We start from the raw sequence: 21,524 nt of genomic DNA, 5'->3' as shown, positions 1-21,524 counted from the left end.
GACTACCGGTCGGGCGCATTCGGGGCCGAAGCCCCGTCCCCTGTCTCCGTTTCGATGCGGGTCGACGCCTGGGTCCGAGACAGTCGAATCGTCGTCACCACCATGACGAACACCGCTACGGCGATGACGGCGAGGGACGTCCCGTCGGTTCTGATTCGCTCGTCCAGGACCGTGATGCCGATGAACGCCGCGCCGAGTGGTTCGCCGATCGTGACCGCCGGTAGTGACGCGGACAGCGGACCGACCTGGAAGGCTCGCTGCTGCAGATAGAACCCGAGAACTCCGGATCCCACCAGCGCGTAGGTCTGCCAGGCTGCCAGGGTCCCGAGCAGGTCGCTCTCCACCAGATCGGCGACGAACTTCGTCAGAGCCGCAGCCAGACCGAACAGCAGCCCTCCCGCGGCTCCGAGCAACAGAGCCCGCGCGCCGGGCGCTCGCAGTACGAGCCCGCCCACCGCGGCGCCACCGATCACGACCGCGGCGATGATCAGCGGAATGATCCAATCGGCCAGCGGGGCGTCGGTATTGCCTTCACTGGGATCGCCGACCACGATGAACACCGCAAGAGCGGTGGCCAGGAGAACGGCGAGTGCCCACGTCGAAACCGGGAGTGCCCGGCCCGCCAATTTCGCCGACATCGGGAGTGCGAACAGCAGGGCGGTGACGAGCAACGGCTGCACGACCAACACCGAACCGACCCACAGTGCAGCGATCTGAACCGCGTAGCCGCCGCCGTCCCCGAGTACGCCCACCCACCATCTCGGGCTTCGGATCAGAGCCGAGAGCAGCGACGTTCCCTCCGGAACCGACGCGGCGGCGCTCTGCTGTGCCACCGACGCAGAGGCGAACAGGAATGCCGACACCAGCGCGAGCAGGATCGACAACCAGGAGGCGGTCACCCGCGTCGTCCTCGGGTGCCGCCTCGCCTGCCTCCGGAACGCCCGGGTCGCTCGTGTCGGGCGGGTGCGGCACCACGCCGCGAACTACGAGGGGCGGGTGATTCCGCCGCCTCGGCCGGGAGCGGTCGGCCGATGGGGGTACGCGCCCCCGTCAACCGACGCCACGAGGTGGGATCGGTCTCGGTGTCGATCACCGTCGCCGAGACACCGGCGTCGCCGGCCATCGCACGCACGTGATCGAGCTGATCGGCGGTGGCCAACGTCACGACGGTTCCGCTGGCTCCGGCGCGCGCAGTGCGGCCCGCGCGGTGCACGTAGTCCTTGGAGTCCAACGGTGGGTCGACGTGAACCACGAGGGTGACGTCGTCGACGTGAACCCCCCGTGCTGCGACATCGGTGGCGATCAGCGCGGTCGACTCGCCGTCGCCGAAAGCGGCCAGCGAGCGTGTGCGGTGAGCCTGAGTCTTGTTGCCGTGCAACGACGATACCGATACACCCAGACGGCGACAGTCGTCGGTGAGTCGGTCGACCGCGTGAGTGGTCCGGACGAACAGCAGCGTGCGACCGTCCCTGTTGGCAAGTGCGGCAGCTACTTCGGTCTTGCGGGCAGCGTCGACCCTGAACACGTAGTGCGCGATGTCGGGCTCGCCGACCGACTCCGCCGTCGAATGTTCGGCCGGATCGTTCAAGAACTTCTCGACCAGGCGGTCGACGTCCTCGTCCAGGGTCGCCGAGAACAGCAGTCGCTGCCCGCCGGCCGGTGTCGCGGCGAGGAGCGAATCGACCTGGGGCAGAAATCCCATGTCCACCATGCGATCCGCCTCGTCGATCACGGTCACCTCCACGCGATTCAACGTGATCGAGCGTCGGGCGAGCAGGTCGTTGAGGCGCCCGGGGGTGGCAACCACGATGTCGATTCCGCGCTGGATCTCTCGGACATTGCGCTCGAGCGGGACGCCGCCGACCACACCGACGCTGCGTAGGCCGAACGTCGCACCGTGGATGTCGAGGACTTCCTGGATCTGGAGCGCGAGTTCGCGAGTGGGAGCAAGCACGAGTCCACGCGGAGCACCTGGCTCACTGCGACGACCGGCAAGCCGCACGAGCAACGGAAGCCCGAACGCGAGAGTCTTTCCCGATCCGGTCGGAGCACGGCCGAGTACATCGCGGCCCTCGAGCGCATCGGGCAGGGCCGCGGACTGGATCGGAAACGGCTCCGAGACACCCGCTTTCCTGAGCGAGTGGACGAGAACCACGGGCAGTCCCAGTTCTGCGAACGATCGAACGGATTGACCCGGCATGGCTGTGACCCTACCGCTGCGTCGACCACCCGTCGGAATCTTCTTGTCGGTGCCCCGCGCAATACTTCGAGTAGAACGCACGTTCGATCGGCGTTCGGCACCGTGATCGCCGAGGGGGCGATCGCACGCAGAGTGTGGGGGAGCTATGTGCAAGATGTGTCAGGGCTACAGCGTCGACGAGTACATCGAAGGTGTGAAACGCACCATCGACAGGTGTGGGTGGGCCTTGCAGTACGTGGAATCGGAAATCGATCTCGACGGTATCCATCCGGCGTTCTGCTACACGGTCGGTCTTACGAATTTCGGCAGCCCGGAGATCGTCATGACCGGACGCGGGCCACATGAGTCCTCGCGAATTCTCAATTCGCTGGGCGCCGCGGTGGCCTCGGGAATGATCGAGCTCGAATCCGGAATCGGTTGCACTGCAGCAGGATTCGAGCTTTTCACCATCGACGTACCGGACTGTGCGGAAATTCTGTACGCAGCCTCCGACGTCTACGGCCAGGGGTGCTTCAGTGCGGTGCAGGCGGTGTGGAAGGACCTGGAAGGTGCACTGCCGTGGGAAGGGATCCCGTCGACGGTGGTCCAACCGATTCTCGGGCCGGTACCCGGCTGACCGGTTCCCGTGCTGTACCGGTGGCGCTGCGTGGTGAACGCAGCGCCACCGGCGGAAGCTTCTCGGTCAGGCTTCGATCTCGGAACGATCGCCGCTCCACAGGGTGTGGAACTTTCCTTCCGAGTCGGTTCGCTCGTAGGTGTGCGCCCCGAAGAAGTCCCGCTGACCCTGTGTCAGAGCGGCAGGTAGACGCTCTGCCCGCAACGCGTCGTAGTAGGAGAGCGAGGACGCGAACGCAGGGACCGGAATGCCCAGTGAAGCCGCGGTGATGACCACTCGACGCCAGCTGTCGATGGCGTTCTCGATGGCATCACGGAAGTACGGGGCCAGGATCAAACTGGGCAGTTCGGCGTTGTCGTCGTACGCGTCCTTGATGCGATCGAGGAACCGAGCGCGAATGATGCAGCCACCACGCCAGATCGTGGCGAGGTCACCGGGATGCAGATTCCAGTCGTATTCGGTGCTGCCCGCGGAGATCTGATCGAAGCCCTGTGCGTAGGCGACGATCTTGGACGCGTAGAGAGCCCGACTGATGTCGTGCGTGAACTGCTCTGCGTCGGTCGGCTTGTCGGCGAGTGTTCCGGAGGCGAGTCCGACGGCTGCTTTGCGCTGAGCGCGTGACCCCGACAGAGCCCGAGCGAACACGGCCTCGGCGATACCGGTGACGGGAACGCCGAGGTCCAGAGCCGCCTTGACGGTCCAGCGACCGGTGCCCTTCTGCTCTGCAGCGTCGACGATCACGTCGACGAGAGGCTGACCGGTCTTGGCGTCGACCTGGCGGAGAACCTCGGCGGTGATCTCGACGAGGTAGCTCTCGAGGTCTCCGTTGTTCCACTCGGTGAACACGTCCGCTACCTGAGCGGGCGTGTATCCGAGCGCGTCACGGAACAGGTTGTAGGCCTCACCGATGAGTTGCATATCGGCGTATTCGATGCCGTTGTGGACCATCTTGACGAAGTGGCCGGAGCCGTCGGGCCCGATGTGGGTGCAGCACGGCGTGCCGTCGACCTGCGCTGCGATGGATTCCAACAGCGGTCCGAGGGCCTTGTAGGACTCCGCGGGTCCGCCCGGCATGATCGACGGTCCGTTGAGCGCGCCTTCTTCGCCGCCGGAGATACCGGCACCGACGAAGAGCAGTCCGCGCTCCTTCATGGCTGCCTCGCGCCGGATGGTGTCGGTGTATAGGGCATTGCCACCGTCGATGATGATGTCGCCCTCCTCCATCGCGCCTGCAAGTTCCTCGATCACGGCGTCGGTCGGGTCGCCTGCCTTGACCATGATGAGCACTCGGCGCGGCTTCGCGAGGGCGGCGACGAACTCCTCGATGGTCTCGGTGCGTATGAAGTTGCCCTCGGTGCCGTGCTCGGCGATCAGGGCATCGGTCTTGGCCACGCTGCGGTTGTGCAATGCGACGGTGTGACCGTGATGGGCGAAGTTGCGGGCGATGTTGGAGCCCATGACGGCGAGTCCGGTGACTCCGATCTGAGCCAGTTCTGTCGGTTCTGCTGCTGAGGTCATACAGACAGCTTTCCTTGCCGCGAGATTTCGCGCGAGCCAACCCCCCCGGCCGGTGTCGAAGCCGGCCACCGCCAACGACGAAGGGTGCCGCATTCGCGAAGAATGCGGCACCCGTTCGTGCATTTCGGGTCGGATCACGACCTCACGGTGACGAACCGATCAGTGGCTGCGAGCCGGACCGTCGAAACCGTCGTACGAACGCCGTTCCGTGCGACTGCGGAAGCCACCGGACCGGTGCTCGTCCTGGCGGGGACCGGATGCCGGACGGCGATTGTCGGAGCCACGGCCTTCGTATCCACGACCCTCGGAGCCGCGGTACGAGCCCGAATCGGAGCGACGCGGACGATCGCCCTGGTAGCCCTCGCTGCTGCGGGGGTTGGATCCCTGGTATCCGCCGCCGCTGCGCGGGTTGGAGCCCTGGTAGCCGGTGCGGGGACGGTCGCCCTGGTAGCCCTCGCTGCTGCGGGGGTTGGAGCCCTGGTATCCGCCACCGCTGCGGGGGTTGGAGCCCTGGTATCCGCCACCACTGCGGGGGTTGGAGCCCTGGTATCCGCCGCCGCTGCGCGGGTTGGATCCCTGGTAGCCGGGACGGCTGTTCCGGTCGCGGGGAGCGGACTCGGCGCGCAGGGGCTCACCGGTCGGCTTCTTCGCTCCGGTGATGCTGTTCAGCTCGGCCGAACCGGGCGAGACGTTGACGGCGGTGGCCTTGACGCCGGCCATCCCGGTCAGACGCAGAACCTGACGACGCTGGTTGGGCAGCACGATCGCGACAACGGTGCCCTTCTCTCCCGCGCGTGCCGTACGTCCCGCGCGGTGCAGGTAGTCCTTGTGGTCTGCGGGCGGATCGACGTGGACGACCAGGTCGATACCGTCGACGTGGATTCCACGAGCAGCAACGTCGGTGGCGACGAGGACGGGTGTACGGCCGTTCTTGAAGCGCTCGAGAACGCGGGTGCGCTGATTCTGAGCCTTGCCACCGTGCAGTGACTCCGCGGCGATACCGAGCGCACGCAGGCGGTCGGTGATTCCGTCGCAGCCCAGCTTGGTACGCGCGAACATGATGGTGCGACCGCCTTCGCGGGCACCGATCTCGGACAGAACGAGATCCTTCTGACCCCGGTCGACCATGAGCACGTAGTGATCCATGGTGCGGACGCTGGCTTTGCCGTCCTGGGTGGAGTGCTCGACGTGATCGGGCAGGAACTGGCGTACCAGCGACTGAACCTCACGGTCGAGGGTGGCCGAGAACAGCATGCGCTGTCCATCTGCCGGAGTGTCGGCGAGGACGGCACGAACCTCGGGCAGGAAGCCCATGTCGGCCATCTGATCGGCCTCGTCGAGCGCGGTGATCTCGATGGAGTCCAGGATGCAGGTGCCCTGACGCAGATGGTCGGCGAGGCGACCCGGGGTGGCGACGAGGACGTCGACTCCGCGCCGGAGCTGCTCGACCTGCTTGTTGAACGGGGTGCCGCCGACGGCGGGCATAACGCGCAGGCCCTGCGCATTGGCGTAGGGAGCGAGGGATTCGACAACCTGGAAAGCGAGCTCGCGCGTGGGGACCAATACGAGCGAACGGGGGCGCTTGGCCGCCGGGCGGTCGGTGTGCAACGACAGGCGCTGCAGGATCGGCAGGCCGAAGGCGAGGGTCTTGCCCGAGCCGGTCTGCGCACGGCCGAGGACGTTCTTACCGGCGATGGCGTCGGGGAGTGCCTTCTCCTGGATGGGGGAGGGCACGGTGATCGAGTTGCGCGCCAATGCGGCGACGACTGCCTCGGGCAGTCCGAGATCGGCGAACGTGAATGCCGGTGCCGCTGCGGGCGTCGGGACTGCCGTGGTGTCGGAAGCGGTGGAAACGGGTGTGTTGGAAACAGCGTGGGTCACGCAGTAAAGCCTCTCCGGATTGCGGGCACGCCAATAAGCCCGAAGCTGAGAGCACCCGAAGAACCGGGAAACACAAAAAACAGCCAGAACACATTGATACGAGCCAGGGCACTGTCACCTGGCCATCAGAATGCAGACGAGAACTGCATAAAGTGGGGCTGTTTGTGCCATTTCGATTGCTAGGCCGCGATGGCGACCGGTCTCTACTGTACGGGACGTACCGCCGATTGTTCGACTCGAGTCGATGTGACCTGTGCGACCCCGATCGCCCGCGGGACTCACCCGACGAGCTTGCTCAATTCCTCCAGCCACGGCATGGCGACGTAGATCGTGGGAAGAACGAGGATCACCACGGCCGCAGCGTAGGCAGCCGCAGCGATGCGCACATCGGCACCCGGGCCGCTCAAGCGCTGGACACGGATGAGGGTGTGCGGCCCTCCGGCCGCCATCGCACCACGCGGTGCAGTTGACCCGGCGCAGGTGACCAGGGCCCTGGCCAACGGCGTGGGTCCGGTGACCTTGACCGCCGAGTCGTCGGCGAGCAGCTCGACCAGCAGCTGCACGCTGCCGAGCGCCGACTTGCTGCGGACGATCCGAGGGAACGCTTCGTTCACGGCGGTGAATGCTTCGAGGACCAGGTCGTGGCGGGCGCGCAGGTGTGACCGCTCGTGACTGAGGATGGCAGTGACCTCCGCCTCGGAGAGACTGGCCAACGTTCCACGACTGAGCACCACCCGCTGACGCAGACCCGGTAGGCAGTACGCGATCGGTTCCGCCGCGTCGAGCACGCGGATGTCTGCATCGCGGAGACCACGGAAAGGGTTCTCGCCCCGATCGCTTCGATCCAGCAGATCGACGAGCACGCGATGCCTGGAACGTCGACGACGGGTTCTGACCGCTACCTGAACGACGGAGAACATGAGCTTGGCGCCGATGCCGAGCGTGATGGCGAGGACGACGACGTAGAGGATCCACAGGGGCAGGCCGAGAGCGTCGATCTCGTCGGTCGGTGCCGTCGTGGGCCGACCGTCCGGACCGGGGACCAGCAGCAGTCCGCCGATCGCGAGGCCCGAGCTGAAGGCCGAGAGCACAGCAGCGAGGGCAATTGCCTGCCAGAGCACCAGAGCCGCGCGTGGTGACCGGTACGGCCAGCTCGCGCGGGCGAGCACTGCCGGAACCGGCCCAGCCAGGATCAGCGCGAGTACTGCGAATACCAGCGCAGTCGTCGAGTTCATGTCCTCACTTACTGCCGCGAGCGTCAGTCCGTCGGACGGCCATCTCCAGCCGAAGGGGACTTCGATGTCGATTGTGCCACTTCCAGAGCGGCGAGCGCCTCACGGAGGGCGGCGGCTTCGTCGGCCCCGACCTGTCCGACGAAGTGGACGAGTGCCGCTGCGCGTCCACCCGATGCCGGTGCCTGCGACAGCGCGTCGACCATCAGGCTCGCGACCAGCTCGTCGCGGCCGTGCAACGGGGCATAGCGATGCGCTCTGTCGTCGCGTTGCTGCACGACCAACTTCTTCTTCGCCAGCCGCTGCAGCACCGTCATCACTGTCGTGTACGCGAGTTCGCGATGCGTCGCCAGCGCCTCGTGCACCTGTCGAACGGTCTGGGGATCCGACGACTCCCACAGATGGTCCATCACTGCACGCTCTAGTTCACCAAGACCAGCCATTCGTCCGAGTCTACGGCTACTCCGACGCGGATGCGTACTACTCGTGGTAGTACCGACCTGTCGGCAGGTGTGGGATCGGTCATAGGCGGTGTCGCGACGAATCGGCGGGTCTCGACCGCGGGAATCCGGCGGCGAATATTCTGTGCTGTGATCGTGCCGCCCCTCGGCCCGACTTTCGAGAAGTGAGCGGAGACGAAGGCGTGGACTGGTTCGATTCCCTGTCGTTGATCGACGGCCCGGTACCGGTGATCGTGTCCGTTCTCGGTGCCCTCGGTGGTCTGTGGTTGCTCTTGTCGAGATCGCGGCGATACGCCACGCGTGCGCTGCCGATCGCCGCGACGGCATCGATCGTCGCCACGACGATCGGCTACGTGGTGGTCGAGAAGGTGTGGCGACCGTTCCCGGACCCGATAGAGACCGCGATCTACGTGTGGATCGGCGTCGGTCTCGCTGCGTTGTTCACGATGGTTCCCAGGTCGTTGGCCGCTCGAGGGGTGCTGGGCACCTCGGCGTCCGTGCTGGCGACGGTGTTCGTGGTGGCGGCGTCGGCCCTGCACGTCAACCTGGAGTTCGACGCCTACCCCACCGTGGGCAACGCTCTCGGGGCCGAGTCCGCGGCGCGCATTCAGTTCTCGGATGTGCCCGCTGCGGTGGCACAGACCGTCACCGGCACGCCGCTCGACTCGGTCTGGACCGCGCCCGCCGACCTGGCGTCCGCCGGGAGAATCACCTCCGCCTCCATTCCGGCCACTGCGTCGAACTTCTCCGCACGAGATGCGCAGATCTACCTGCCGCCCGCCTACTTCGCCGATCCTCGTCCGCTCCTTCCGGTCCTCGTGCTGCTCGCCGGTCAGCCGGGAGCACCCGAGGATTGGCTCAACGGTGGAAAGCTCGCCGAGACCATGGACAACTTCGCTCGCGATCACGCGGGTCTCGCGCCGGTCGTCGTCGTCGCGGACGGAACCGGGTCGTCGATGGCCAATCCGCTCTGTGTCGACTCACCCCTGGGCAACGTTGACACGTATCTCTCCCGCGACGTTCCCGACTGGATCGACACTGCGCTGCAGGTCGATCCGAATCGCGCGCACTGGGCGATCGGTGGATTGTCTTACGGCGGTACGTGTTCGATACAGATGGCGACCAATCATCCCGATGTCTATCCCACGTTTCTCGACCTGTCCGGTCAGCGCGAGCCGACTCTCGGCGATCGAGACCGAACGGTGCAGCAGGCCTTCGGAGGAAACTCCGCGGCGTTCACTGCCGTCAATCCGCTCGACCTGCTGAAATCACGTCGGTACCCCGACTCGGCCGGTATTTTCGTCGTGGGGTCGGACGACAACGACTACAAACCGGGCCAACAGGAAATGTACGACGCGGCGAAGGCCGCCGGAATGGATGTGCAGTACGTGGAGGTACCGGGCGGGCACAGCTTCGCTGTGTGGTCGGAGGGCCTCCGACGTGAGCTCCCATGGTTGGCGACGAGGACAGGGTTGATTTCGTGAACGTGACCGATCCGGAACGACCGTCCGCGGCCGACGCCGAGGCACCGGCTTCGGGTGTGGCAGGCGCGCACGATCCCGGCGAACCGTCCTGGATGCGCACGCGCACCGAGTCTCTGAGGTCGGGTGCGTCTGCGGTGATGCGCCAGCTTCGCCGGCTGTGGTCGCTCATCGTGTTCGGTGCCGTGGGAGCACCGGTCAGTTTCGCGTTGCTCGCCGTCGTCTGGGTGATGGGCATCGTCGCCGCTGTCGTGGACGACCGGGGCGAGATGGACAGGTACTTCGCCGTGGGCATCATGCCCTTCGAGCACTGGCACCTGTGGACCCCGCTCACCTCGGGTCTGGCGGCACCCAACATCGCGGGGTGCGTGGTGGCCACGATCGGGGTGTTGGTCGCCGCCGCTCCGATCGAGCGCCGGATCGGATCCCGTCGCTTCGCCGTCGCGGCCTTGGTGACGCAGGTGGCCGGTTCGCTGTTCGGCCTCGGTCTTGCGGTCCTGGCCAAGACCTTCGACGCGGATTGGGGGTTCCGGTTGCACGTCGGAACCGCTGTGGGTCCGACGACCTGGATCTTCGGCGTCGTCCTGGTCGCGACCTCGCGGATGGATACGTTGTGGCGCAGGCGTATTCGTGTCGGTGTGCTGGCCCTGTTGGTGACGTTGGCTCTGTTCGGTGGGCACCTGCAGGACGTCGTTCGGCTCGCCGCGGCGGTGATCGGTCTGATCGTGGGCCCGTGGATCGTCGGTCGGTCGGCGCGTGGCCCACGATTGGCCGGTACCCAACGCGAAGGTCGGGTGCTGGTTGCGTTGATCGTCGCCGCGAGTGCCCTCGGCCCGGTGCTGGCGGCACTGAGCCCCAACGCTGTCGGGCCGTTCGCGGTACTTCGAGATGTGGTGCGGGGGGTTCCGTACACGGCGGCGGAGGTGCGCGAGATCTGCGCCGACGCGACCACCGACCCGGTCGAATGCCGTCGTGGTCTGCTCGATCTCAGACTCGGGGGAGTCGGCCCGACCATCCTGAGCATCATGCCGTCGCTGTTCCTGCTGGTGGTCAGTGACGGCCTGCGCCGAGGCAGGCGATTCGCGTGGGCGATGGCGGTGGTCTCGCAGGGAATTCTGCTCGCGCTGTCGGTGGCCAACTTCGCGATCCGGTTCCTCGAGTCCGGTGACGACCAGTCCCTGTTCTACGGTTTGGAGTCGCCGACGGCGTACCGCACTGCGGTGCCGTTCCTGCTGCCGCTGATCGTGTTGTTGGTCCTGTTCGTCACCCGGAAGTTCTTCGACGTGTCGGCACCTTCGGGAACCTATCGGCGATGGGCGGCCTCGGTGGTCGGGGTGGCGGTCGGACTCGCTCTGATCTACTCGATCGGTGGGTATCTGGCACGAGGCGGATTCGCCGATTCGCCATCGTTCGGCGGCTTGCTGGCGGACTTCCCGCAACGGTTGATTCCCCCGGTCTACCTGCAGTGGCTCGAGCCCTCCCTGCTACCGCAGAACACGCCGACCACTCTGCTCTTCGAGTGGACCGGCGTGGTGTTCTGGGTGGTGGTCTGTGTGCTCGCCGCGAGTACCTTCCTGACCCCGGTGTACGGCAGCGAGACCGACGCCACCGAACGCGCTCGCGGATTGCTCATGTCGAGCAGTGGGTCTGCTCTGTCGTGGATGACGACCTGGCGCGGCAACAAGTACTGGTTCGGTCCGGACGGCCGCAGTTATGTCGCCTACCGGGTCATCTCCGGCGTGGCGCTGACCACCGGGGATCCCGTCGGTCCGCGGGAGTCCTTGCGGGACAACGTCGTCGACTTCGCCGAGTTCGCGTCCGAGAACGGATGGATACCGTGCTTCTACTCGGTCACTCCCGAGGTCCGCCGCATCACCGACTCCCTCGGTTGGGGTGGAATCCAGGTCGGTGAGGAAACGGTTCTCGACCTGGACGGAATTGCGTTCACAGGTAAGCGATTCCAGGACGTGCGGACTGCGCTGAACAGAGCGAAGAAGGCCGGCGTCGTCGCCGAGTGGATTCGTTTTCCTTCTGCTCCGCTGGCGATCACGGACCAGATCACGGCGATCTCGGAGGAATGGGTCGCGGACAAGGGCATGCCCGAGATGGGCTTCACTCTCGGCGGTCTCGAGGAGGTCGACGACGAGAACGTGCGGTGCCTGATCGCCGTCGACGAGCACCGGACCGTGCACGGCGTGACCTCGTGGATGCCGGTGTACGAGGACGGCGTCATCGTCGGATGGACACTCGATTTCATGAGACGGAGATCCGAGGGCTTCCGGCCCACGATGGAGTTCCTCATCGCTTCGGCCGCTCTGCTGCTCGAACAGGAGGGGGCTCGATTCCTCAGTCTGTCGGGAGCACCCCTGGCCAAGGTCGACGAGAAGCAACCCGAACATGTCTCGAGTGCCGAGCAGTCGACGCTGTCGGGCTTGCTCGAACGGTTGCTCGACGTCCTCGGACGCACCCTCGAACCTGTATACGGATTCCGTTCACTACTGGCGTTCAAGTCGAAGTTCCAGCCTCGCTACGAACCGATGCACATGACGTTCGCCGATCCGGCCGCACTTCCCAGCATCGGTAATGCAATCGGTCGGGCGTATCTGCCGGACGTGTCGATCGGTCAGGGCTTCAAGCTGGTGCGCACGATGATCGAGCGGTGAGCAGCGTCGTCAGATAGCGGTGAACGGGCCTGTGGCAGAACGATTCCGAGATCTCACAGGCCCGCCGACCGATCCGTACACGTGCCGGGTTCCGATCGGAACGATGAGGGGACGGTCGGACATCGGATCGTCGATGACTGCGGCCTCCAGGCCGAACACGTCGAGCAGAAGCTGCTCGGAGATGACATCCTGCGGCCGACCCGCGGTGATGATCTCTCCCTGCTTCATCACGATCAACCGGTCGCTGTAGCGAATCGCCAGGTTCAGATCGTGCAGGACCATGACGATGGTGCGGCCCAGTTCGTCGTGCAGGCGGTCGACGAGATCGAGGACCTCGATGGAGTGCGCCAGATCGAGGTAGGTGGTCGGCTCGTCCAACAACAGAATATCGGTGCCCTGTGCCAGTGCCATCGAGATCCAGGCGCGTTGCCGCTGGCCCCCGGACAGCTCGTCGACGGGTCGGTCGGCGAGGTCGCCGACTCCGGTCAGTTCGAGTGCGTTCGCCACCTCGGCCTCGTCGTCCGAGCTCCACTGCCTGATCCACGACTGGTGTGGGTGACGACCGCGCGAGACCAGATCTGCGACGGTGAGGCCTTCGGGGGCGGTCGGTGCCTGAGGCAGCATTCCGAGGGTGCGGGCGACCTCCTTGGTCTTCATCGAGGAGATCGCTCGTCCGTCGAGCATCACACTGCCGGCCTTGGGTTTGAGCAGGCGGCCGAGTGAGCGCAGCAGCGTGGACTTTCCGCAGCCGTTGGGTCCGATGACCGTGGTGATGACACCGGTGTGTATTTCGAGGTCCAGGTGTTCGACGATGGTGCGGTCGCCGTAACCGAGGCTCAGATCGTTCGCGATCAGACGCGAGGTGTGGCTGGTTGTCATACGGAGGCCTTTCGATTACTGCGAACGAGTAGGTAGAGCAGGAACGGTCCGCCGAGGGCCGAGGTGACGATGCCGACCGGGAGCTCGACGGGCAGAATCGTGCGAGCGATCAGATCGCTTCCCACGACGAGCAATCCGCCGAGCAGTGCCGACGCGATGATCGGGGGGCCGGGCGTTCGCAGCACCCTCAGCGCTATCTGGGGAGCGGCGAGCGCCACGAACCCGATGGGTCCCGCGGCGGCGGTGGCGATCGCGGCCAGTGCGACGGCAGCGAGCAGCATCATCGCCTGACTGTGTTGCAGTCGAATTCCGAGAGATCGTGCGTTGTCGTCGCCGAGTCGCAGGGCACCGAGCGTGAACGTCGCGACGACGGTGCCGCCACCGACCAGGACGACGGCAATGGCAACCGGCCAGACCGCGGCCCAGTCCGCTCCGTTGAGCGACCCGTTGAGCCAGACTTGAGCGCGGGAGACGTCGTTGATGTCGGCGCTGATCAGCAGCCAGCCGATCACGGCGGTGAGCATGGCGTTGACGGCGATGCCGACCAGAATGAGGCGGAACCCGTCTACGCCCTTTCGCCAGGCGAGGGCGTAGATGGCTATCGCGGTGAGCAGCCCGCCGATCAGTGCAGCGAGAGGAAGACCGAGGGTGGCCAGCAGCCCGCTGAAGCTGCCTCCGCCGAGCACGATCAGCGCGACGGCCGCGGCACTGGAACCGGCGGTGATCCCCAGGATGTCGGGGCTGGCAAGGGCATTGCGAGAAATCGATTGTGTGATCGCGCCGGAGATACCGAGGGCGGCCCCGACCAACAGCCCGGTCAGTGAACGGGGCAGTCGCAGGTCCATCACGATGAACCGTTCGATTCTCGAACCGCCGCCGAGCAGCACGTCGAGGACCGCCGTGATCGACAGCGGGAAGTCGCCTCGTCCGATGTTCACACACATGACCAGCAAGAGCGCCGCAGCCAGGAGGATGGTCGTCAGGACCATCAGTGGCCGTCGGACCATCGAGATCGGACCGAGGCGGAACGCAGGCCGGGTGCGAACGACGCCGGGGCCGGGTGCCGGTGTGGGGGACTGCAGGTCGGCGGTCACAGGCTGACCAACTTCCGGCGTCGGACGAGAGCGATGAAGAACGGCGCTCCGATCAGTGCCAGAACGATGCCGACCTGAAGCTCGCCAGGGCGCACCACGACTCGCCCGATGACGTCGGCGATCATGAGCATCACTCCGCCCATGAGGCCCGCGTAGGGCACGAGCCAGCGGTAGTCGGGACCGGTCACCGCGCGGGCGATGTGCGGAACGACGAGGCCGACGAACGCAATGGGCCCGCATGCTGCGGTCGCTGCGCCGGTGAGCAGGGTGATGGCGAGGATGCCGACGGTGCGGGTGACCGCGATGTTGGTCCCGAGCGATCGTGCGACGTCCTCGCCGAGGCTCATGACGTTGAGGCCGGGTGTGCTCGCCAACGCGATGAGGACGCCGATCACCAGGAACGGCAGAACCTGCCACAGTACGTCGAGGCCGCGTCCTGCAACGGATCCGACCACCCAGAAGCGGTAGCCGTCCAAGCTGGTCTGATCGAGCAGTACGACGGCGTTGGTCATGGCCGAGAGAAAGAATGCGACGCCGGCTCCGGCCAGCGCGAGATTGACCGGACTCGATCTGCCGGACCCGATCGACGACAGGCCGAACACCACGATGCTCGCCACCGCCGAACCGGCGAACGCGAACCACAGGTACTGACTCGGTGAGGTGAACCGGAACAGGTAGATGGCCATGACGACGAAGAACGCCGCCCCGGAATTGAGGCCGAGCAGGCTGGCGTCGGCCAACGGATTGCGGGTGTGCCCCTGGATGAGAGCGCCTGCGATGCCGAGCGCAATTCCCACGACCAACGCGAGCACCGTGCGGGGAACTCGCAGTGTGCGCACGATGATGTCGGTGTCGGTGCCCGTCGAATTCAGCAGGGCGTGGGCGATTTCGGCGAAGGTCAGTGGTCGCGCGCCGATGGCGATGCTGGCGAGTATTCCGGCGACGAGAGCGGCGACCAGGACGGCCAAGCCGAGCAATCTTCGGCGCCGAATCGCGGCGACCGAACCGTCCTTGGGAATCGGCTCGAATCCCTCCGCTGCCGCGGTCTTCTCTCGAACGATCTCGGACGACGAAGCGTCGATCCCGAACTGGCGCCGGAGGGCACGGCGAACACCGATGGGACCGTGCGTTGCGCTGTCCCGCAGTGTCAGACCCATCCAGCGGCGGCCGGTGCTCTGGCCTTCGTTGCCGTCGCGGTAGCCGCGATTCCAGACGAACAGGGCTACGGCGACGCCCACCGCGATGGTGCCGAACACGATTCGGTCCGCTTGGCCGCCGCCGTTGTCGTCGCGAAGCGCGTCGACGATCGACCAGCCGACGAACAGAGGGACCAGCACGATCAGTGCGTCGATAGCGGCTGCAGCGATGCGGGAGCTACGCGGCGGCGGCCCGGTGGGCACGTCTTCGGTCCCGTACGGCTCGTCGGAAGACCGGCGTGCGCCGTGGGGGCCGAGTAGCGGAGCTGTGGTCACAGTGCTCGTGACTCCTCGCTGGTTCGAAGGGACTCGGTTTAGGTTACGGAACCCTTCCTCGACATGTGAGGTGAGGTAAGGGTAGCGGTGCCTGACCCGCTTTACGATCTGGTTAGGCTAACCTACATTGATTGCAAGGGGTGCGACGTGAGCACCCGCCGAGAACCCAAGGAGCGATCAGGTGTCAGTTGCAACAGCGTCATACACGGGCTGGGCCGATGTGCATCGATTCTCGAACCGATCCGGCGGAGCGGCGCTGTTGACCGACTCGTGCGCGACCCTGCGTGCACTCAACCCCGACTACCCGCGGATGTACGCGGTGGCAACCATGGCGAACGAGGGCAAACGCCGTTGGTGGCAGTTGGCGGTGGGACTCGACGACGGCCGCGTCGAGCAGATGTACCGACGATCGCTCGAGGATCTCGACGTTCCCGAGGCCGCGGCGGTGCAGGTTGCCACGGCCCTGATCCATGCCGTCGTCGGACGCGTGGCCGCGCTGCTGGTCCTGGAGGCACGAGCCTGGGACCCGGGCATCGACAACCTGTGGATCCACATGGACAGTGACGGCGGGATCGATTGGGCGGGAGTGGCATCGCCGATCCTGCGAGTGCTTCCCGAGGACCCTGCCGCGGGTGAGCACGGCACGGTCACACTGCCGTGTGAACGAGCACTGTTGGTCTGGACTGCGCATCGCTGCACGACCTCGCTCGGCGCGGTGTTCCGTGCGATCGCCGAACGCGCACCGTTGGATGCGCGTGTCTTCTGGGCTCTGGTCGGTGATGCCATCCTCGGGGCCTCGACATACGTGCCGATTCTGGCGGGAGCGAGCGCGTCGGCAGGTGCCCGCCGGGGACAGATGCTGCTCGACGCCATGGTCGCGGCCGGGGCTCCCGTCCGCGCGCGAGTCGGGGTTCCGGGGCGAGCGAGACTCCGGGCATCGTGACGGTCTTGCGCCGGAACTAAGGTATGCCTATGCTGACTTGGTACCAACGGACCGCGCCGGAGTCCTGAGGGCTGCAGTGACTCCCGGTCCTTGCCACGGTGGGCCTCTCGTTCTCGACGAACGAGAGGCCCACCGATTTTCGTGGGTCGATCGTCGTGTATCTCTGAACGAGAGTCGACAGCCGAGTCGGCCGGATTATCTCGACGCAACCGGAAGGCACAGCTATGACGGACTCGAACGGCACCACGGGGGAGAGCACCTTCGACACCATGACGCCGGAACAGCTCACCGAATTGTGTGCACGAGGGTTCGACGGGGTTCTCGGCCTGCGGTACCTCGAGGTGACCGGCGACGAGGTGCGCGCGGAATGGACCGTCACCCCGCAGCTCCACCAACCGGCCGGAATCATGCACGGGGGTGTGCTGTGTTCGGTGGTCGAGTCGGTGGCGAGTATCGGTGGATCGGCGTGGTTCGGCTCGCGCGGCCACGTCGTCGGAACCAACAACAACACCGACTTCCTGCGCGCGACTCGGTCGGGAACCCTGAGCGCGCACGGACATCCGATTCATCGGGGACGGACGCAGCAGCTCTGGCAGGTCGACATGACGGACGAGAACGGACGCCTGGTTGCTCAGGGCAAGGTCCGGCTGGCGAATATCGAAAACACGGCGCATCTGGGACAGTGATGCCCATGACGGGACACAGCGACAGCGCCGACTCTTCCTTACGGTCGACGGAGACCGCACTGACTTCCGACGCGTTCGATCGCCTCGAATCACTGTTCGGTCCCATCGACGACGAACTCGCACAGCAGTATCCGGGTGACCGAGTCGGCGGCCAGCCCTCTCACACTGTCTACGTATCGGCCTCGGATGCGTCGGCCTCCGTGCCCGCCGAATGGGGTGCCGCCGCCCTGGCAATCCTGGACGCTCAGCCCGAGGCGTTCGCCGAACTCGACACCGAGGATGCACTACCCCTGGTGCGGGACCGGCTCGGCAGTGCGCCGATCCAGGACCTCAGATTCGACTTCGAGGACGGCTACGGGTGGCGATCGGATGCCGTCGAGGACAGCCATGCGAGGGCGGTCGGCGCGGCACTGTCCGCCTTGGCAGAGGATGCGGCCGATCCGACGTGGCTGGGGATTCGTGCCAAAGGGCTTGCCGCACATGAGCGTCGGCGCGGAATCCGCACCCTGGAGCTGGTCCTGGACGGGGCCGGGGGAGTGCCCGACGGCTTCGTGTTCACCGTGCCCAAGCTCCGTGCCGCGGCGCAGGTAGCTGCTGTCGTCGCCCTGTGCGAAGAACTCGAGCGTGCGCACGGGCTTCCCGATCGAGCCCTGCGATTCGAGCTGCAGATCGAGAGCCCGCAGGCGGTCATCGGGGCGGACGGAACGGTGACACTCGCGCGTGCGATCACCAGGGCGGACGGTCGTTGTACGTCCCTGCACTACGGGACCTACGACTACAGTGCCGCCTGCGGAATCACCTCTGCGCAGCAATCATTGGCCCATCCGGTGGCGGACCACGCGAAGAACGTGATGTTGGTGGCAGCGGCACAGACCGGGGTGTGGGTGTGCGACGGTTCGACCCAGGTGGTGCCGACCGGTGATCCCACACAGGTGGCGGCATCCGCGCGTCGACACTTCGAGCTGGTGACCAGATCGCTCGAACGCGGCTTCTATCAGGGTTGGGACATGCATCCCGGGCATCTGGTGACGCGATGGCTTGCCACCTTCGGCTTCTTCCGTCAGGCCATGCCGGTCGCTGCTGCTCGGCTGGGCAGCTATCTCGATCGCCAGGGTGGTGAGGTGATGGACGAACCGGCGACGGCGCAGGCGTTGGCAGGCGTTGTGGTCCGAGGCCTGGATTCGGGCGCGTTCGGCATCACCGAGCTGCAGAACGTCGCTGCCGGCATCGACCGAGACGTGCTGCGGGGACTGCTCGATCGATCGGTGACCGTGCCGCTCGGATGAGAGACGTCGGCGCGCTCCGCTGCCGACGGGTCGCAAGCGTGTCAGAATTGCCGAGCACCATCACCGATCGGGACGGAGAACTCCAATGCGGTTGTCTCCGCACGAGCAGGACCGACTGCTCGTCAGCTACGCGGCCGAACTCGCTCGGCGTCGCCAGGCACGCGGCCTCAAACTCAATCACCCCGAGGCGATCGCGGTCATCACCGATCACCTCCTCGAGGGTGCCCGCGACGGACGATCTGTCGCCGACCTGATGTCCTCGGGACGCGAGATTCTCGGTGCCGACGACGTGCTCGACGGTGTGCCCGAGTTGCTCCCCGAGGTGATGGTGGAAGCGACTTTCCCCGATGGTACGAAGCTGATCACCGTGCACGAGCCGATCTCCCCCAAGCGGGGTGACGGTCACCTGATTCCGGGCGAGATCATCACCGTCGCAGGCGACATCGAGATCAACGAAGGTGCCGAGGTGATATCCATGGCCGTCGTCAACGCGGGAGATCGCCCGGTGCAGGTGGGTAGTCACGTACATTTCCCGCAGTCCAACGCTGCGCTGCAGTTCGACCGCGAGAGGGCGCACGGTTGCCGCCTCGACATCCCTGCGGGCACGGCGGTGCGTTTCGAGCCCGGCATCGAACAGACGATTCGGCTCGTGCCCCTCGGTGGCACGCGCGAGGTACACGGATTGAGCATGACACCTCCCGGAAAGTTGGACAGCTGATGGCGCGCATGAGTCGCAGTCGATACGCCCAGTTGTTCGGCCCCACCACGGGTGATCGAATCCGCTTGGCAGACACCGATCTTCTGATCGAGGTCACCGAGGACCGCAGTGGCGGACCCGGCAACGCCGGTGAGGAGGCCGTCTTCGGCGGCGGCAAGGTCATTCGAGAGTCGATGGGTCAGTCCAGGGCAACCCGCGCCGACGGTGCGCCCGACACCGTGATCACCGGGGTCGTCGTGGTCGACTACTGGGGAATCATCAAGGCCGATCTCGGTATTCGCGACGGACGCATCGTGGCACTGGGCAAGGCAGGCAATCCCGACACCATGACCGGGGTGCATCCCGATCTCGTCATCGGCCCGTCCACCGAGATCATCGCGGGCAACGGGAAGATCGTCACGGCAGGCGGCATCGACTGTCACGTCCACCTGATCTGCCCGCAGATCAAGGAGGAGGCTCTCGGCGGCGGCATCACCACCGTGATCGCCGGCGGTACCGGCCCCGCCGAAGGGAGCAAGGCCACCACCGTCACCCCGGGCGCATGGCACCTGTCCCGGATGCTCGAGTCGCTGGACGACTGGCCGATGAACATCGTGCTCCTCGGCAAGGGCAACACTGTCAATCCCGACTCGATGTGGGAGCAATTGCGCGCCGGCGCATCGGGATTCAAACTGCACGAGGACTGGGGATCCACCCCGGCCGCGATCGACGCGTGCCTGCGAGTGTGCGAGGACGCAGGCGTTCAGGCGGCACTGCACTCGGACACCCTCAACGAGGCCGGATTCGTCGAGACCACCCTCGGTGCGATCAAGGGACGCGGAATCCACGCTTATCACACCGAGGGTGCGGGCGGCGGGCACGCACCCGACATCATCACCGTGGCGGCACAGCCGCACGTCCTCCCCAGCTCGACCAACCCGACGCGTCCGCACACCGTCAACACCCTGGACGAGCATCTCGACATGCTCATGGTGTGCCACCACCTCAGTCCATCGATTCCGGAGGATCTGGCCTTCGCCGAGAGTCGGATTCGGCCGTCGACCATCGCGGCCGAGGATCTGCTGCACGACATGGGTGCGATCTCGATGATCGGCAGCGATGCTCAGGCCATGGGCCGGATAGGTGAGGTCGTCCTGCGTACGTGGCAGACGGCGCACGTGATGAAATCTCGTCGCGGATTCCTGGCCGGCGACAACGGAGCCGACAACAACCGCGTCATGCGCTACGTCGCGAAATACACCATCTGCCCGGCCGTCGCACACGGCCTCGACGACGAGATCGGTTCGATCGAACCGGGCAAACTCGCCGACCTGGTGCTGTGGGATCCGGCCTTCTTCGGCGTCCGTCCACACATGGTCGTCAAGGGCGGCATGATCGCGTGGGCAGCCATGGGCGATGCGAACGCGTCCATCCCGACCCCGCAACCGGAACTACCTCGTCCGATGTTCGGGGCGTCACCCAAGGCTGCGGCCGCGACGTCGTTGCATTTCGTTGCCCCGCAGGCGATCGAGGACGGACTGGCTGGGCGTCTGAACTGTGATCGCCGGCTCGTTCCGGTCAAGAACGTGCGCGGTGTCAGGAAGTCGGACATGGCACTGAACGACGCTCTACCCGATATCCGAGTGGATCCCGACACCTTCACCGTCCGCATCGACGGTGACGTGTGGACCGAGCAGCCGGCAACCGAACTGCCGATGGCGCAGCGATACTTCCTGTTCTGATGCCCGATGCCCGCCTCCAGGTGACGACGCTTCTCTCGCTTGCCGATTCACGCCTCCCCACCGGTGGCCACGTGCACTCGGGCGGCGTCGAGGAAGCGATCGCCTCGGGGTTCGTTCGAGACATCACGACGCTCGAAGCGTTTCTGCGACGCCGTATCCGAACCTCCGGAGCGACGACGGCGTCCATTGCCGCATCGCTGGTGCACGGGTCGTCGAGTACGGACCGGGCCGATGCCGAATCCGACGCACGAACCCCGTCTCCGGCCGCCAGATCTGCCTCCCGCGCTCAAGGTCGCGGACTGCTCCGGCTGGCCAAGTCCGCCTGGCCGCACCATGATTGGTCGTCGATCGGACGAAAGCCGCACCTCGCTGTTGCCGCAGGGCATGTCGGACTCGCGGCGGGTCTGTCGGTGGCGGACACGGCCGCGGTGCAGGTCTACATCACCATGACCGGGTCGGCGATCGCCGCGCAGCGTCTGCTCGCCCTCGACCCGGCCGAAGTAGCGGCGACCACCATCCGGTTGGGTGACTTCTGCGACGACGTGACCGCCGCGGTGTGCGACTGCCTGCCCGAGCTGATGGAGTTGTCGGATCCCTTGCTGGACATGTTCGCCGAAGCCCACGCCATCCGCGATCGGCCGTTGTTCGTATCCTGAACACGGATCCTTTTTTC

18 protein-coding genes are annotated in these 21,524 nt (G+C 66.0%); 9 read left to right on the top strand and 9 right to left on the bottom strand.

Annotated elements, in window-relative coordinates:
• Positions 1 to 2: 2 nt before the first annotated feature.
• Together CH274_RS09320 and CH274_RS09315 are read right to left on the bottom strand one after the other, a co-directional pair.
• Positions 3 to 899 (bottom strand): DMT family transporter, encoded by an 897-nt coding sequence (locus tag CH274_RS09320; protein WP_094657188.1) that lies wholly within the window; start codon positions 897 to 899, stop codon positions 3 to 5.
• A complete protein-coding gene (locus CH274_RS09315; RefSeq protein WP_045195113.1) occupies positions 896 to 2,200 on the bottom strand; it encodes a DEAD/DEAH box helicase in 1,305 nt (434 codons plus the stop codon). Before CH274_RS09315 ends, CH274_RS09320 begins: the two co-directional genes overlap by 4 nt.
• A 145-nt stretch (positions 2,201 to 2,345) precedes the next feature.
• On the opposite strand from CH274_RS09315, the gene CH274_RS09310 reads away from it, so the two are divergent.
• Complete coding sequence (locus tag CH274_RS09310; RefSeq protein ID WP_094657187.1) at positions 2,346 to 2,816, top strand: DUF4262 domain-containing protein; 471 nt, start codon at positions 2,346 to 2,348, stop codon at positions 2,814 to 2,816.
• A gap of 66 nt (positions 2,817 to 2,882) precedes the next feature.
• Here CH274_RS09310 and gndA read toward each other — a convergent pair whose 3' ends face one another.
• The 4 genes from gndA to CH274_RS09290 all read right to left on the bottom strand — a co-directional run bounded on the left by gndA (position 2,883) and on the right by CH274_RS09290 (position 7,890).
• Entirely contained in the window at positions 2,883 to 4,334 is a 1,452-nt protein-coding gene (gene gndA, locus CH274_RS09305; protein WP_094657297.1) for an NADP-dependent phosphogluconate dehydrogenase, read from the bottom strand.
• Between the two features lie 159 nt (positions 4,335 to 4,493).
• Entirely contained in the window at positions 4,494 to 6,215 is a 1,722-nt protein-coding gene (locus tag CH274_RS09300) for a DEAD/DEAH box helicase (RefSeq protein WP_045195119.1), read from the bottom strand.
• Positions 6,216 to 6,493: 278 nt separating this feature from the next.
• Complete coding sequence (locus CH274_RS09295) at positions 6,494 to 7,450, bottom strand: M56 family metallopeptidase (protein WP_045195121.1); 957 nt, start codon at positions 7,448 to 7,450, stop codon at positions 6,494 to 6,496.
• A 23-nt stretch (positions 7,451 to 7,473) separates the two neighbouring features.
• Positions 7,474 to 7,890: a BlaI/MecI/CopY family transcriptional regulator gene (locus CH274_RS09290; RefSeq protein ID WP_032398122.1), complete on the bottom strand. Its 417-nt coding sequence runs from the start codon at positions 7,888 to 7,890 to the stop codon at positions 7,474 to 7,476.
• Positions 7,891 to 8,090: 200 nt separating this feature from the next.
• Between CH274_RS09290 and CH274_RS09285 the strand changes: the two genes are divergently transcribed.
• Both CH274_RS09285 and CH274_RS09280 read left to right on the top strand, forming a co-directional pair.
• A complete protein-coding gene (locus CH274_RS09285; RefSeq protein ID WP_094629464.1) occupies positions 8,091 to 9,392 on the top strand; it encodes an alpha/beta hydrolase in 1,302 nt (433 codons plus the stop codon).
• A gap of 92 nt (positions 9,393 to 9,484) precedes the next feature.
• Positions 9,485 to 12,052 carry a bifunctional lysylphosphatidylglycerol flippase/synthetase MprF gene (locus CH274_RS09280; protein ID WP_094657296.1) on the top strand — a complete coding sequence of 856 codons (2,568 nt, stop codon included), beginning with the start codon at positions 9,485 to 9,487 and terminating at the stop codon, positions 12,050 to 12,052.
• Positions 12,053 to 12,061: 9 nt separating this feature from the next.
• On the opposite strand, the gene CH274_RS09275 is transcribed toward CH274_RS09280, so the two are convergent.
• From CH274_RS09275 to CH274_RS09265, 3 genes are all read right to left on the bottom strand, one after another.
• Complete coding sequence (locus CH274_RS09275) at positions 12,062 to 12,931, bottom strand: ABC transporter ATP-binding protein (RefSeq protein ID WP_045195125.1); 870 nt, start codon at positions 12,929 to 12,931, stop codon at positions 12,062 to 12,064.
• Complete coding sequence (locus tag CH274_RS09270) at positions 12,928 to 13,938, bottom strand: FecCD family ABC transporter permease (protein ID WP_256993522.1); 1,011 nt, start codon at positions 13,936 to 13,938, stop codon at positions 12,928 to 12,930. Before CH274_RS09270 ends, CH274_RS09275 begins: the two co-directional genes overlap by 4 nt.
• 83 nt (positions 13,939 to 14,021) lie before the next feature.
• Positions 14,022 to 15,497 carry a FecCD family ABC transporter permease gene (locus tag CH274_RS09265; protein WP_094657186.1) on the bottom strand — a complete coding sequence of 492 codons (1,476 nt, stop codon included), beginning with the start codon at positions 15,495 to 15,497 and terminating at the stop codon, positions 14,022 to 14,024.
• A gap of 181 nt (positions 15,498 to 15,678) precedes the next feature.
• Here CH274_RS09265 and CH274_RS09260 point away from each other — a divergent pair, with 181 nt between their 5' ends.
• From CH274_RS09260 to CH274_RS09235, 6 genes are all read left to right on the top strand, one after another.
• The gene (locus CH274_RS09260; RefSeq protein ID WP_094657185.1) at positions 15,679 to 16,440 is read left to right on the top strand and encodes a hypothetical protein; all 762 of its coding nucleotides are present in this window, start codon (positions 15,679 to 15,681) and stop codon (positions 16,438 to 16,440) included.
• A gap of 224 nt (positions 16,441 to 16,664) precedes the next feature.
• On the top strand, positions 16,665 to 17,126 hold the full coding sequence (locus CH274_RS09255) for a PaaI family thioesterase (RefSeq protein WP_032398118.1): 462 nt from the start codon (positions 16,665 to 16,667) through the stop codon (positions 17,124 to 17,126).
• A gap of 5 nt (positions 17,127 to 17,131) precedes the next feature.
• On the top strand, positions 17,132 to 18,412 hold the full coding sequence (locus tag CH274_RS09250) for a DUF6986 family protein (RefSeq protein ID WP_179275674.1): 1,281 nt from the start codon (positions 17,132 to 17,134) through the stop codon (positions 18,410 to 18,412).
• An 85-nt stretch (positions 18,413 to 18,497) separates the two neighbouring features.
• On the top strand, positions 18,498 to 19,130 hold the full coding sequence (locus tag CH274_RS09245; RefSeq protein WP_045195131.1) for an urease subunit gamma: 633 nt from the start codon (positions 18,498 to 18,500) through the stop codon (positions 19,128 to 19,130).
• Complete coding sequence (locus CH274_RS09240) at positions 19,130 to 20,851, top strand: urease subunit alpha (protein WP_094657184.1); 1,722 nt, start codon at positions 19,130 to 19,132, stop codon at positions 20,849 to 20,851. Before CH274_RS09245 ends, CH274_RS09240 begins: the two co-directional genes overlap by 1 nt.
• Positions 20,851 to 21,507, top strand: a complete 657-nt coding sequence (locus CH274_RS09235; RefSeq protein ID WP_094629446.1) for an urease accessory protein UreF — start codon at positions 20,851 to 20,853, stop codon at positions 21,505 to 21,507. Before CH274_RS09240 ends, CH274_RS09235 begins: the two co-directional genes overlap by 1 nt.
• Positions 21,508 to 21,524 lie beyond the last annotated feature (17 nt).

The organism is Rhodococcus sp. 06-418-5 (genome assembly GCF_002258285.1).
Classification (GTDB): domain Bacteria; phylum Actinomycetota; class Actinomycetes; order Mycobacteriales; family Mycobacteriaceae; genus Rhodococcoides.
The sequence above is the reverse complement of the archived record's forward strand: the minus strand, read 5'-3'. Positions and strand labels throughout refer to the sequence as shown.